The organism is Dietzia aurantiaca, assembly GCF_021033825.1.
GTDB classification, from domain to species: domain Bacteria; phylum Actinomycetota; class Actinomycetes; order Mycobacteriales; family Mycobacteriaceae; genus Dietzia; species Dietzia aurantiaca.
On the sequence record NZ_JAIFXZ010000002.1, the window covers coordinates 291,871 to 305,853 of the forward strand.

The window sequence follows — 13,983 nt, forward strand, 5'->3', positions numbered from 1 at the left end:
GTGACCGTCGAACTGGCGTGAGCGTGCGTAGCTGGCCACGCGATGTGTAGCCTCCGACACTTAGCAGACCCTTACCTCCTGCGCAGTGTGGTTGCCCTGAGACTATGAGGGCATGGACATCGCCATCAAGATAGTTCTCATCCTGCACTTCGTCGGTCTCGCCGGCATCATCGGTGGCTGGATGGCCACGATGAAGGCGCCCGCGGTCAACAAGGCAATTCTCCACGGCTCCATCCTTCAGGTCGTCACCGGCCTCATCCTCGTCGGACTGAACGAGATGAACGATGCCGACGTGAATCACATGAAGATCGGCATCAAGCTGGTCATCGCGATCGTCATCCTGGTGCTCGCCATCGTCGGCACCAAGAAGGAGGCCAAGGCTCCCGGCAGCACCGGCACTCTGGCGGTGTCTGCGGGCCTTCTCGCCATCCTCAACGTGATCATCGCGGTGTTCGTCTGACACCTCGAAGGTCTCGGCGTCGCGCGCCCCCGGACATCACGTCCGGGGGCGTTGCTTCATTTGGCTCGGTCGCCCAGACCCGACCGGGGTATGCGCCGGCCGGCTCGGCGCTGGCCGCCGGCGATGTGATCGAGCCACCGTCTCCGAGCCCTGCCCGAACCATTGCTGCGAGAAGCGCCGGAGATCGTGCGGCGAGCCCCCGGCGAGGAAGCCGGTTCAATTCCACCGCCTGCTGCTCGAGCTGCGTGTGTGTCCCTGCGGCCAGCGACCCGGCCACCGCGAGCAGGGCCTCGGGGTGGGTCTCCAGCGCGCTGTGGCCGTTCTCGATGTGAACCAGCGTCGTGTCCGGGGCTGCCGACGCCACCCGCTCGGCGATCGCGGGCGGGGTGCGCAGGTCCCGATCACCGGCGAGAAGCACTATCGGCCAGGTGAATCCGGTGGCTGCGGACTGTAGGTTCATCGGCTCCGCCTCGAAGGTCGGGAACGTGGGCGCCAGCGGTGCGTAGGTGAGCGCCGGATCCAGCGGCAGTCCGTCCGCCTCGGCCCCGTACCCCAGTTCGCGGAACCCGATCGCCCCGACAGGGTCGAACTCGTAGACACCGGGGACGTGGACGATCGACTCGCCCCGGGAGGCGTAGGTCTCCACAGTCCGCCACGCCACACCGCCGCGACGACGAACCTGCGCGCGGAGCAGCGGGCCCAGTAGCTCCGGCCCGCCGAGTTCGTATACCGCGCGGGAGACATCGAGGAGCTCGCGCCCGCCCACCCCGTCGGCGTGCAACCGCCGGATGTCCGCGGCGATGTGGGTGTCGGCGTCCCAGAACAGCGATCTGACCGCTCTCCGCTCGACGTCGATGTCCGCCGCTGACTGCAATGCCGAATCCAACACCATGGCGGCAACACGATCGGGGTGCAGCGCACCGAAACTCGAGGCGAGGTAGCTGCCGTAGGACGACCCGACCAGCAACGCCGACTCAACCGACTCGCGATCCAGGACGGCGGCGATGTCGTCGACGACCGCCCGGATCCACATCGCCGACATCGGCAGGTCCCGGCCGGTGAGGTCGACCCGGGACAGCCCGACGCCGCGGTGCTCGATCATGATCACGTCATGTCCGAGGCTCGCGGCCCGCCGTCGGAACGACCGGTAGGGCACCACCGATCCGAGCCCGGGCCCTCCGGGCACCACGACCAGCGGGGGCGCTCCGTTCCGCGGACCGACTCGGACATAGGCCAGATCGAAGGCGGGGCCGGTCTCGTCCGCCGGGCGTCTGACCCGGTCGAGGCCCGTAGTTCGCGCTGTCAACGCGCGCAGAAGGCCGCTCCGCACGGTCATCCCCGCACCGATCCTCGGTGGGGGATGACCGTGGCAGGAATCGAGGAGATCGTCAGACCCTCTGTTCGTGAACGTCCTCGAGCAGGGCCGCGTCCTCGTCGGTCATCCCGCTGATCGGCTCACCGTTCCACACGATGTCGTCGCCCAACGCCTCGAGCACGGCCTCGTGCTGGCCGCGACTGAGCTTGGCGCCGTGGACGAGGGTGGCAGGGCTCCACATCATCGCGATGGAGTCGTGCCACCCGGCGCCCACGTTCTTCACGTGGGTCAGGTCGTGTAGCGAGATCGGCAGGTGCTTGAGCGGCTCGGCGAACGCATCGGCGAGCACTGCCAGGCTGATCTGGCGCTCCACGCCGGGCTCGACGACGAACGTCTCCGCATTCTCTCCGGTGAGTGCCTGCTCCAACTGGTCCGCTTCCAGGAGGATCACGCCGTTGGTCGGACGGGGGTTGCATTCGATCGCGTAGAGCTGACCGTCGTTGTCCACGAAGTCGAACGAGAGCTGACCCGTGAAAGTCGGATCGAGCGCGTCGATGATGCGCTGCGTGTAATCGAGGGTGTCGGTGCTGTCCACGGCCAGGAACGCGATGCCGGTACTGTGCGCCCACTGTTCCGGCGCCCGATAGGTGCACTGCGAGGTCACCCGGCCGTTGACGACGGTGCTGTAGGTGCAGACCATCGGGCCGTCCACGAACGGCTGGACCAACCAGGGCTGATCCTCGGTCGGGTGGCACTCCTCCACGGTCATCTTCCCGGCCAGCGGCCCGGTGTTCGTCAGGAGGGCGACACCGCCACGCGAGAACGCCGCCCGGGCGAAGTAGCGGGGATACCTGGCGATGGCGGCCGTCAGCGAGTCGTGATCCGTCGCGACGACCGTCTCGGGGATCGGCACAGCCGCTTCCTCCACCAGTCGCTGGAAACTGGCCTTGTCGTGCAGTCGTGCGAGCTTCGCGAACTTCCCGGCGAACAGTGTCACGCTCTCGGGCAGGTCCGCCGCCCGGGCGGCGAGGTAGAAGGCCTCCTCGAACGTCGGGATGATCAGTTCGATGTCGTACTCCGCGACGATCTTGTTCACATCCGCGATGAACTGATCGGTGTCGTATCGGGGAGAGGCCGTCACCGCATGACCCGCGAGGTACTTCGAGTGGCTGCCCGACGCACCGCCGTAGGTGTCCGCGGCCACGATCGTGTGGCCACGACTGCCGAGCTTGCGGATGATGTCCAGGGCGAAGGTGTTCCTGGAGCTGGTGACGAGTACGCGCATTGCCGACCTCTCGACGTGGGGTTTGATGCGCTTAGGTTAACTGTGAACCGGCGGGTCCACTTCCGCCTTGAGTATTAACCGCCCCTGAAGGGAGCGAGCGCAGATGACGCACGTGACGACCTGGTTCGCCGCTGTACCGACGCTCGTCGGTCTGGGACTCGCCCTGGGTATGAACCCGGTGCTCTACGGGGCCACCGCCGACACGCTGGCGCGTGGCCGGAGTGTCCGGTCCGGACTCGCCGCGCTGCTTGCCGGGGTGATGACCGGGGCGACGGTTCTGGTGTTGGTCGTCCACGGTCTCAATCCCGCGAACCTGGTCTCGCGGGTCCAGCATCGTACGTACGCCGTGGTGGAGGATCGGGCGGTCGACCTGGTCGTCGGCGTGATCGTTCTGGTTGCCGCGGGCGCGATCGCCGTATGGGCTCGTCTGGCGCCCGCTCCTGCCTCCGCCCCGACAGCTCGCGACGGCGCCGCGGGAGCGTCCGGTCCGACGTCCCACCCGGCTCCCGATTCTCGTCAGAATTCCAAGGCCACCAGCCTGTTCGTTCTCGGAGCCACCTCGTCTGTGGTCGGGTTCACCACCCTGCCGATCACCTATCTGGTCGGGCGGGCAGTCGAGAGCGTCAGCTCCGATCCCGCGCTCAGACTCCTTGTCTACGCCGTCTTCCTCGTGTCGCTGATCGCACCTTTCGTGCTCTTGGCCTGGGTGTGGTCGCGTTTCCCCGCCGCCACGCGGAAGGTCACGGCGACGTACGACCGGATGCTGGCGTGGGATTCACGGCTCGTCGCGGTGGTGGTCATGGTGATCGTGGGTCTGATCCTGCTCGCCCTCGCCTTGTTCGGCCATCACTGAACCGGCCATCGAGCCCACCTCGGCGATGCGCGGATCGCATTGTCACGCCTCCGTGACAGCCGCGAGATAGGCGCGGACGAGCCGCGACCCGACCTCGTCAGGGAGGCGCTCGATCGCGGCGATCAGTGTCGCCATCCCGGCCTCGTCATCGTCGTCACCGGTCAGAACATCGACGACCATCGCGTGGACGTCGTCCTCGGGCAGTGCGAGCACGTCCGCCGGGGAGAGGTCCCCGGACCCGAGGGCGTCCAGGACGCCGGCCAATCCCGGCGGTGGGGCGGGGGCTGCCAGGCCGCGGACGTCGTCCGCCGCCACGACCGCGACCCGGAGGATCTCCTCGACCATCCGGTGGGTCACGGGGGTGATGGTCAGGTGCGACGACGACGGCAACGTGCCCCGCTCCTGACGGAACGCCGGCTGTGCCTGTACGGCTATGCCGAGACGCCCGCACGCATCCGCCCACAGGTGAGGATGAACGCGTCGATCGTCGGGAACTGATTCGTCGATCGCCACCGCGATGATCGGACCGGGGTCGCGATCCAGGATGGCCAGCCCCTCGATGGCGCCCAGCCCTTCCAGGAGTTCGTCGGTGGCCCGGGCCGTGCGCGCCACCAGTTCGGACTGCCCCTCCTCGCCGAGTGCCTCCATCACGACCCACGCCGCCGCCGCGGGTTCGAGAGGCTTGGACCCGGCCAGGGTGGGGTTGACGACCGGGTACCCCGGCCAGTCGACGGTCGCGAACCACGAGGCGCGGTGCCGTGCCCTTCCCCGGGACAACAGCACCGAGCTTCCCTTGGGTGCGAACCCGTACTTGTGCAGGTCCGCAGAGATGCTGGTGACCCTCTTCAGACGTAGATCCCACCCCGGCGCCGTCCGTCCCGGCGGGGCCGGCCAGTGGGGGAGCACGAGGCCGCCGAGGCACGCGTCCACGTGCAGACCGATCCGGGCGTCATGGGCAGCCTCGAGTCCGGCCGCCACCTCCGCGACGGGATCGATCACGCCGCTGGGATAGGCGGGAGCCGAGCACACGACGAGCACCGTGTCCTCATCGACGGCCGCGAGGAGGTCCGCTGCCGCGGCTCGTCCACTGCGCGGGTCCACCTCGACGCCTTTGAATCGCAGGCCCAGCAGGTGCGCGGCCTTCCTGAACGCGGCATGCACGCTCACCGGCGCGACGATCGTCCCACCGTCCCCGGGGGCACGGCCCATGACCTCGCGGGCAGCGAGGCACGCCAGGAGGCAACTCTCGGTCCCTCCCGAGGTCACGGTGCCGAAGACCCCGTCATCGCCGTTGAGAAGTTCTCTGATTCGCGCGACGATCCCTTTGTGGATGTGCGCGACCGAGGCGAAGACGGTGGGGTCCAGCCCGTTCACGCCATGAGCCAGGCGCGCGGCCCGGATCGCGAGGTCGTCCAACTCCGGTAGACCCGAGTCGTATACGTAGGAGAGAACCCGACCGCCGGTGGTCGGTGGATCCTCCTCCCGAAAGGCCGCCAGTCGCGCGAGCGCGTGTTCGCCGCGGTCGATGACCCGGGTGGTCAGGGAATCGGAACTCATGCTCTCTCCGTCCATCGGGGGTAGGAGTCACCCAGCGCACGGATCATCAGCAGGCTGGCGCCCGCCAGCAGCGCCGGAACCAGTGAGAAGGCGAGGACTATCGCCCAGACCGCCGACCCCGGCTGTTCGTCCACCCTGCCGGAACGGAAGCCACCGACTGCCAGCAATGCGAGTACGAGAACCGGGCCCAGTGCCATCGATCCGGTCTCGGATGCGGTCCACAGTCCGCTCATGGCGCCACTTCGTCGCCGACCACCCAACGCACGGTCGAGGTCGGTCGCGTCGGGCAGCATCGACATCGGTAGGGCCTGCATCCCCGCATAGGCGACCCCCGCCAGCGCCACCGGAACGTGCACCCACGCCCCGGGCGCGAACCCGGCGGGGATCAACAACAGCGCGGCCACGGTGAACAGTCCGGTCGACGCTGCGAGCGCCCGCACCTTCCCCCGCGCGTGAGCCAGACGGGTCCACAAGGGCATCACCACCAGCGCGGGACCGACCAGCGCCAGGAACAGACCCGTCAGCGCGGACTCGTCTCCGAGTACATACGTGGCCACGTACTGCCCACCTGCGAGCATCACCGCCGTGGCCACCGCCTGCAGGCAGAACACCGCGACCAGCAGTCGGAACGGCCGGGTCGCCCGCAGCGCGTCGATTCCGTCACGATAGGCGAAGGCGAGATTCCGGGCGGGGGCGTCGGCACGCATGATCGTGCGGCGACCTGCGACGAACGTGGACCACAGCATCCCGAGCAACATCAGGGCGGCGACACCGATCGCCATCACCACATATCCGCGCGCGCCACCACCCGCGGCGTCCCTCAGGGCCGGGCCGCCTCCGCCGGAGACGAGGATCGCCGCCGCCAGCACGGCCACACGCCAGGCCAGCAGCGTCACGCGACGGGCGGAGTCGTCGGTCAGTTCGGCCGGCAGCGCCAGATACGGCACCTGAAAGCACGAGTACGCCAGCGATGCCGCGAGGAAGAAACCCATCACCCACAGGCCGGCGGCGCCCGTGCTCCAGTCCGCCGGCGCCGAGAACGTGGCGATGAACAGCAGCGGTAGCGCCAGTGCCCCGAACAGCATCAGCCCCGTGCGAAAACCGGTGCTGTGCGAGGCCCGATCGGAGAGCGCGCCGATGAGCGGGTACGCCAGAACGTCGATCAGCTTGGGAACCAGCACCAGAACCGAGGCCAGCGCCGCGGCGACCCCGATCGAATCGGTGAGGTAGTACGCCAACACCAGCCCGGGCAGCGTGCCGAACGCCCCGGTGCCCAGGCTGCCCGCCGCGTAGGCGGCCAGCACGGGCGCGGTCGTGGAGCGGTCCGGCGGCGCGTGGCCGGGCGCGCCCGCATCGGAGGTGGGCATGGCATGACTCTAGGCCGCTCCGCGGCCCCGGCGAGCGCGATTCGTCGCCCCCCGCCGGGCTCAGCCGCGCCAGTCGAAGGAGTCCGGGTCCGGGCCCGATCGGGACCCGTTGTGCAACGACGAGATCGAGGCCATCTGTTCCTCGGTCAGCTCGAAATCGAACACCTCGAGGTTCTCGCGCATCCGTGCCGGATCAGAGGACTTGGGAAAGACGATGTCACCGCGCTGCACGGTCCAGCGCAGGACCACCTGTGAGACGCTGCGATCGACCTGTCGTGCCAGCGCCTCGAGCTGGGGATCACCGAACACCGTGCCCTGGGCCAGCGGGCTCCAGGCCTCCACCGCGATCCCGCGGGCGGCGCAGGACTCCCGCAGTTCGTCGTTGACGAAGTAGGGGTTGGACTCGATCTGGTCGACGACCGGCGTACTCAGGCCGGCCTCCGCCAGCCGCGCGAGGTTCGCGTCCGTGAAGTTGGAGACACCGACCGAGTCGACGGGAAGGTCGGCCTTGATCTCCTCCATGACCTCCCAGACCCGGGCGACGTCCTCGTGCATGGCCAGCGGCCAGTGCACCAGGTACAGGTCGATGCGACCGCCGAGGGCCTCCAGTGAACGCTCGGTGGCCTCGCGCGCGGCATTTTTCTCGTGGAACTGGTTGTTGAGCTTGGTCGTGACCCACAGATCCGCGCGATCCAGACCCGAGGCCGCGACAGCGCGCCCCACTCCCTCCTCGTTGCCGTACATCTGCGCGGTGTCGAGGTGCCGGTACCCGGCCTCGAGCGCGAGGGACACCACCCTCTCCGTGTCCTCGGGCGGGACCTGGAACGTGCCGAACCCCAACTGCGGGATCGCACGCCCGTCGTCGAGGAGGATGGTCGGGATCTGCGGCTCCGTGGTGCTCATGCACCCCAACCTACGCCGACATCTCAGTCGCGGGTGACGCGGAGCGACGCCTCCACCAGATCCAGCATCTCGGCCACGTGGTCGGTGCCGCGCCCGGTGGCCAGGTGGGTGATGAGACCGTCCAACACGATGTCGAGATAGACCCGTAGCACGTCGGCGGGAATGTCAGTGCGCATACGGCCCGAGGCCTTCTGCTCGCGGAGCCGGGCGACGATCGCGGCATCGACCTCCGCCTGACGGTCCGTCCAGCGCTCGCGGAACTCGGGGTCGGTGCGGATCCGCCGGGCGATCTCCAGCCGAGTGCCCAGCCAGGAGAACTCCAGCGGGTCGGCGAGGATCTCCCGCATCACCTGGACCAGCCCCTGCTCGGCCACGGTAGCTGCCATCGCCGCGGCATCGTCGTCCGCCAGCGCGAGGAAGAGCGCGTCCTTGTCGTCGAAGTGATGGAAGATCGCACCCCGGCTCATCCCGGTGGCCTCCTCCAGCCGGCGCACGGTGGCACCTTCGAACCCGTACTCCGCAAAGCACCCGCGCGCTCCTGACAGGATCTGGCGACGTCGTGCGTCGATGTGGTCCTGGCTGACCCTGGGCATGTCAGTCACCTTCCTTCAGATACACCGCGGCGGTGCGCAGTCGCCCCGCATCGAGCAGGTCGACCACACACCGCCGTCGATGTGAGAGGGGATCAGCCCTTGATCATGTTGCGCAGCACGTACTGCAGGATGCCGCCGTTGCGGTAGTAGTCCGCCTCGCCCGGGGTGTCGATGCGCACCTTGGCGTCGAACTCGACGGTTCCGCCGTCCTGCTTGGTGGCCACGACCTTGACCGTCTCGGGCGTGGTGCCGTTGTTCAGCTCCTCGATGCCCGAGATGTCGAACGACTCGGTGCCGTCCAGGCCGAGGGTCTCGTGCGACTCGCCCTCGGGGAACTGCAGCGGGATGACGCCCATGCCGATGAGGTTGGAGCGGTGGATACGCTCGAACGACTCGGTGATCACGGCACGCACGCCGAGCAGGCGGGTGCCCTTGGCGGCCCAGTCACGGGACGAGCCGGTGCCGTACTCCTTGCCGCCGAGCACGACGAGCGGGATGTCCTGCTCGGCGTAGTTCTGGGCGGCGTCGTAGATGAACGCCTGCGGCGAGCCCTCCTGGGTGAAGTCCCGGGTGTAGCCGCCCGACACACCGTCCAGCAGCTGGTTCTGCAGACGGATGTTGGCGAAGGTACCGCGGATCATGACCTCGTGGTTGCCACGACGCGAACCGAAGGAGTTGTAGTCCTTCCGCTCCACGCCGTTCGCGTCGAGGTACTGCGCAGCCGGGGTACCCGGCTTGATGGTCGAGGCCGGCGAGATGTGGTCGGTGGTGACCGAGTCGCCGAGCTTGGCCAGGACGCGCGCGCCCTTGATGTCCGAGACCGGGTCCGGCTCCATCTCCATGCCGTCGAAGAACGGGGCCTTGCGCACGTAGGTCGACTTGTCGTCCCACTCGAAGGTCTTGCCGTCCGGAGTGCTCAGGCCACGCCAGCGCTCGTCACCGGCGAACACGTCGGCGTACTTCTCCGTGTACTCCTTGGAGGAGATGGAGGCCTTGATGGTCGACTCGATCTCCTCGGAGGAGGGCCAGATGTCCTTGAGGTAGACGGGGTTGCCGTCCTTGTCGTTACCCAGGGCGTCGGCCTCGAAGTCGAAGTCCATCGTGCCGGCGATCGCGTACGCGATGACCAGGGGCGGGGACGCCAGGTAGTTCATCTTGACGTCCTGGTTGATCCGGCCCTCGAAGTTGCGGTTACCGGACAGCACCGCGGTGGCGGTGAGGTCGTACTCCTGGATCGCCGACGAGATCTCCTCGGGCAGCGGACCCGAGTTGCCGATGCAGGTGGTGCAGCCGTAGCCGACCAGGTAGAAGCCGAGCGCCTCGAGGTCGGGCCACAGGCCGGCGCGCTCGTAGTACTCGGTGACGACCTGCGAGCCCGGGGCCATGGAGGTCTTGACCCACGGCTTGGCGGTGAGGCCCTTCTCGTGCGCCTTGCGCGCGAGCAGACCGGCGCCGATCATGACCGACGGGTTGGAGGTGTTGGTGCACGAGGTGATCGAGGCGATCGTGACGATGCCGTGGTCCAGGATCATCTCCTCGCCGCCGTCGATCGCGACCGGCACGGGCAGCGAGGGGCGGCCGTCGGACCCGACGGAGGCGTCGGCACGCACGGAACCGTCGTCCGCGAAGGACAGCTTGGCGCCGTGGGGAACGGGCGGGGTGGCCCCGCCCTCGGCGACCATGTCGCGCACATCGTCGTTCCCGCTGCCACTGTGGACGTAGTTGTGGATGTCCTTGCGGAACGCACTCTTGGAGTCGGACAGCTCGATGCGGTCCTGCGGGCGCTTGGGGCCGGCGATGGACGGCACGACCTCGCCCAGGTCCAGCTCGAGGTATTCGGAGAACACCGGCTCCTCGGCCTCGGGGTCGAGCCACATGCCCTGCTCCTTGGCGTAGGCCTCGACGAGGGCGAGCTGCTCCTCGTCGCGACCGGTCAGGCGCAGGTAGTCGATGGTCTCGCCGTCGATCGGGAACATGGCGCAGGTCGAACCGAACTCCGGGCTCATGTTGCCGATGGTGGCGCGGTTGGCGAGCGGCACGGCCGCGACACCCGCACCGTAGAACTCCACGAACTTGCCCACCACACCGTGCTTGCGGAGCATCTCGGTGATGGTGAGCACCACGTCGGTCGCGGTGACGCCCGGCTTGATCGAGCCGGTGAGCTTGAAGCCCACGACGCGCGGGATGAGCATCGAGATGGGCTGGCCCAGCATGGCGGCCTCGGCCTCGATGCCGCCGACGCCCCAGCCGAGCACGCCGAGCCCGTTCTCCATGGTCGTGTGCGAGTCGGTGCCGACACAGGTGTCCGGGTACGCTTGGCCGCCCCGCACCATGACCGAGCGGGCGAGGTACTCGATGTTGACCTGGTGGACGATGCCGGTCCCCGGGGGGACGACCTTGAAGTCGTCGAAGGCGCCCTGGCCCCAGCGCAGGAACTGGTACCGCTCCTCGTTGCGCTGGTACTCGATCTCGACGTTCTTCTCGAAGGAGTTCGGTCCGCCGAACGACTCGATGATCACCGAGTGGTCGATGACCATCTCGGCGGGCGCGAGCGGGTTGACCTTGTCCGGATCGCCACCGAGGGTCTCGACGGCCTCACGCATGGTGGCCAGGTCGACGATGCACGGCACGCCGGTGAAATCCTGCATGATCACGCGCGCCGGCGTGAACTGGATCTCCGTGTCGGGCTCGGCGCTCGGATCCCAGCCGGCGAGCGCCTCGATGTGCGCCTTGGTGACGTTGGCGCCGTCCTCGGTACGAAGGAGGTTCTCCGTCAGTACCTTGAGGGAATAGGGGAGCTTCTCGGCTCCCTCGACCGCCGAGAGGCGGTAGATCTCGTAGGCCTCGCCGCCGACCTCAAGGGTCCCCTTGGCGCCAAAGCTGTCAATGCTTGCTGTCACGTCAGCTCCACTCGTGGTGTGAATGTCGGTTAGTCATCCCTCCCGGTGTCGCCTGTGTCGTACTTCGGGCGACGCCGGGTCGGACACAGGATCCATTGTGGACCCTCTGCCCGGTCTGCGACCACCAATTTAGCAGTACGCTCGTCCTGTTTAGCGTCCGGCACGCCCGAACGTGGGGAGCGGTACCGGATCTGACGCCGTTCGGCGCGTGCGCTCCCGGACGACGACGACGAGGTGGCACCATGTCCGACGTGGACGACCCCGATGACGCCGTGACGACCCTCGCCTATGTGGACGAGCCCCTGTTGTCGTTGCAGCTGGGCGAGGTCCCGTACTGGCTCGACTACCAGGCCGTCGTCGCCGACCTCGCGGACGACGGGGTGGCCGCGCCGGAGCCGTTCGTCGACGGGCTCCGCACCGTGGTGGACGACGCGGCCGGTCGCGGCCTCGACCTGAAGGTCGTTTACACCGAGGCGCCCGCCGCCGTATACACCGACGCCAGGGATCTGGCGGCGTTCCTCAACGAGGAGTTCGAGGGCACCATCTTCGTCCGGACGCCGGCATTCGTGGGCAGCTCCAGCGACACGATCCCGCGCCACCGTCTCGAGGCAGGGCAGGACGACGCATGGGAGGAGTTCGATCCGGTCGCCTCGGCATCGGTCTTCGCCCACAAGGTTGCCGCCCCCGCCCCGGCCTGGGGTGCACTCACCGCGATCACTCTCGTCCTCGCCATCGTGGCCGTGATCGCGTTCGCCACGGTCCTGCGCCGCCGACGCCGCTGACCCACCCGGAGCACGTCTCACCTCCGCGTTCACGACCGGCCGCTGCACGGCCGCCCCGCCGCGTTTCGCCCGCCGCCGAAGGCACGGCCACCGATACCACATCCACGGCGACACGCCGTCGCGAAACCGGTTTTTCAAGTTACAGCAGTGTATTTTGCCGCCTGATGTTTCACATGTGCTCGCTGTGACCTACGGTGCTTAAGGAACCATAGATTCTACCGAGCCGGTTGTGACTCCAGTGGCGCAGGGGAAGGCATCACGGGACGTCCTCCACCGACTCGGGCACGCGACCCGTCGAACGGGCCGCGCGAGACGCCGCACCCCGGTGCGGTCAGCGGAAGGTGAAACGTGGAGCCCGACCATTCGTTGCGGCGCACCCGTGGGGTGCGCAACCATAGAAGCCTCGGCCGTGCGCCCGGGCGCGCCGCCGTCGCCGCGGCTCTCGTCCTGGTGACCGGCACCGCCGTCGTCCAGGTACCTGTCGCCACCGCCCAGGAAGCCGCCCGGGTCGCCCCGGGTGACATCAGTGGTCTGATCCGTGCGGTCGCCGACGCCACAGCTCGTCTCGATGCGAAGCGCGAGGGGATCGCCGTCGCGCGCGAGGACGTCAACAAATCGCTGGTTGATCTGCAGATGGCCCGCGTCGACCTCGATCGCGCCATCGCGGATGTCGACCGCACCGTGACCGAACGCGAGAAAGCCGAGTCGGGTGTCGAGTCGGCGCGCGGAACCCTGGACGACTACTCGCGGCTCCTACACCGCCAGGGCACCGCCCCGGGCGCCGCATCAGCGCTACTCGACCCCGGCGGCCCGGCCGACGCCGGCCTTCGCCAGGAGTACCTGCAGCGGGCAGCAGCCGATCAGCGGAGCGTGGTGGGCGACATGGTCGCCGCCGCCGATGAGGCCGCCCGCAGAGAGAGCGAAGCGCTCGGCGCCCGGGAGGCGGCAGCGCAGCGATACGACGATGCCTCGGCTCGCCGTGACGGTGCAGCGGCCCAGGTCACGTCGGTCTCGAGCGAGGTCACCACCCTCGAATCAGAGGTCGAGCAGCTCACCCGCGACCTCGAAGAACAGCAGACCGCACTCGCCGCCGCCGGGGCGTCCCCGGCGGGGCCCGCCACAGGCGGCGCGAACGAGGTCACCGTCGACGAGACCGCGATGCGCGAACAGGCCGTCCGTGCGCTCGCCGACCAGCCCGAAGCCGGCCGGCAGGCGGCTGACATCGCCTTTGCCCTGCCCTCCCACCTCGATCTCGGCGCCATCCGGCAGTTCGCCGGCGGGTCCTCGGATGAGCTCACCCGTGCTGCGGGCGGGGCGATCGACGCCGGCAGTGTCGGGGCAGCCGTGGACGCCGGCATCAACGGCGACACCGAGGCCATCGTCCAGCAGGTCGCCGACGCGATCAGCGCGGCCGACTTCGGCTCACTCGCCGACGGCCCGGCCGCCCCGAGCAGGCCGGGCCAGGGCAACGGCGGCGTCGACGCCGGCACACCGTCGAGCTCGGCCCGCGTGGAGACCGTCGTCAACCGTGCGCTGTCACAGCTCGGCGTGACCTACGCCTGGGGCGGCGGCGACGCCAACGGTCCCACCAAGGGCATCCGCGACGGCGGTGTGGCGGACAGTCACGGGGACTACAACAAGGTCGGCTTCGACTGCTCCGGACTGATGATCTACGCGTTCGCAGGTGTCGGGAAGGCGCTGCCGCACTACACCGGTTACCAGTACACCGCGGGACCGCAAGTTCCCGTGGCCGATCGCAAGCGCGGCGACATGCTGTTCTGGCCCGGGCACGTCGCCCTCTACCTCGGCGACGGGAAGATGGTCGAGGCACCGCAGTCCGGCGACGTCGTGAAGATCTCGCCCGTCCGTATGGCCGGCATCAGCCCGATGGCCGTCCGACTGGTCTGACGCCGCACCGCGGTGACGCGCCCGCCGGGCGACGGTGACCGGTCGGTGGCAGGCGCATCC

General features: G+C 68.6%; 11 protein-coding genes. 4 read left to right on the forward strand and 7 right to left on the reverse strand.

The features are described from left to right. The first annotated feature begins 112 nt into the window (after nt 1-112). Nucleotides 113-460 carry a hypothetical protein gene (locus K3888_RS03955; protein WP_230928921.1) on the forward strand — a complete coding sequence of 116 codons (348 nt, stop codon included), beginning with the start codon at nt 113-115 and terminating at the stop codon, nt 458-460. Here K3888_RS03955 and K3888_RS03960 read toward each other — a convergent pair. After that, entirely contained in the window at nt 441-1,796 is a 1,356-nt protein-coding gene (locus K3888_RS03960) for an alpha/beta fold hydrolase (RefSeq protein ID WP_230928922.1), read from the reverse strand. The two genes, K3888_RS03955 and K3888_RS03960, sit on opposite strands and share 20 nt — an antisense overlap. 52 nt (nt 1,797-1,848) lie before the next feature. After that, nucleotides 1,849-3,060, reverse strand: a complete 1,212-nt coding sequence (locus K3888_RS03965; RefSeq protein ID WP_230928923.1) for an ATP-grasp domain-containing protein — start codon at nt 3,058-3,060, stop codon at nt 1,849-1,851. 103 nt (nt 3,061-3,163) lie between these two features. Between K3888_RS03965 and K3888_RS03970 the strand changes: the two genes are divergently transcribed. Beyond that, a complete protein-coding gene (locus tag K3888_RS03970; RefSeq protein WP_230928924.1) occupies nt 3,164-3,913 on the forward strand; it encodes a GAP family protein in 750 nt (249 codons plus the stop codon). 42 nt (nt 3,914-3,955) lie between these two features. Here the strand turns inward: K3888_RS03970 and K3888_RS03975 are convergent, their stop codons facing one another. From K3888_RS03975 to K3888_RS03995, 5 genes are all read right to left on the reverse strand, one after another. Further along, entirely contained in the window at nt 3,956-5,470 is a 1,515-nt protein-coding gene (locus K3888_RS03975) for a pyridoxal phosphate-dependent decarboxylase family protein (protein WP_230928925.1), read from the reverse strand. Beyond that, nucleotides 5,467-6,837, reverse strand: a complete 1,371-nt coding sequence (locus K3888_RS03980; RefSeq protein ID WP_230928926.1) for an MFS transporter — start codon at nt 6,835-6,837, stop codon at nt 5,467-5,469. The genes K3888_RS03975 and K3888_RS03980 overlap by 4 nt, the downstream gene beginning before the upstream one ends. Nucleotides 6,838-6,897: 60 nt before the next feature. Then, complete coding sequence (locus K3888_RS03985; protein WP_230928927.1) at nt 6,898-7,740, reverse strand: aldo/keto reductase; 843 nt, start codon at nt 7,738-7,740, stop codon at nt 6,898-6,900. A 23-nt stretch (nt 7,741-7,763) separates the two neighbouring features. Continuing rightward, the gene (locus K3888_RS03990; RefSeq protein ID WP_230928928.1) at nt 7,764-8,333 is read right to left on the reverse strand and encodes a TetR/AcrR family transcriptional regulator; all 570 of its coding nucleotides are present in this window, start codon (nt 8,331-8,333) and stop codon (nt 7,764-7,766) included. Between the two features lie 92 nt (nt 8,334-8,425). Beyond that, nucleotides 8,426-11,233 carry an aconitate hydratase gene (locus K3888_RS03995; protein ID WP_230928929.1) on the reverse strand — a complete coding sequence of 936 codons (2,808 nt, stop codon included), beginning with the start codon at nt 11,231-11,233 and terminating at the stop codon, nt 8,426-8,428. Nucleotides 11,234-11,475: 242 nt separating this feature from the next. Here K3888_RS03995 and K3888_RS04000 point away from each other — a divergent pair, with 242 nt between their 5' ends. Together K3888_RS04000 and K3888_RS04005 are read left to right on the forward strand one after the other, a co-directional pair. Beyond that, the gene (locus tag K3888_RS04000; RefSeq protein ID WP_230928930.1) at nt 11,476-12,015 is read left to right on the forward strand and encodes an Rv1476 family membrane protein; all 540 of its coding nucleotides are present in this window, start codon (nt 11,476-11,478) and stop codon (nt 12,013-12,015) included. A gap of 348 nt (nt 12,016-12,363) precedes the next feature. Next, nucleotides 12,364-13,923 (forward strand): NlpC/P60 family protein, encoded by a 1,560-nt coding sequence (locus K3888_RS04005; protein WP_230928931.1) that lies wholly within the window; start codon nt 12,364-12,366, stop codon nt 13,921-13,923. Nucleotides 13,924-13,983: the final 60 nt, after the last annotated feature.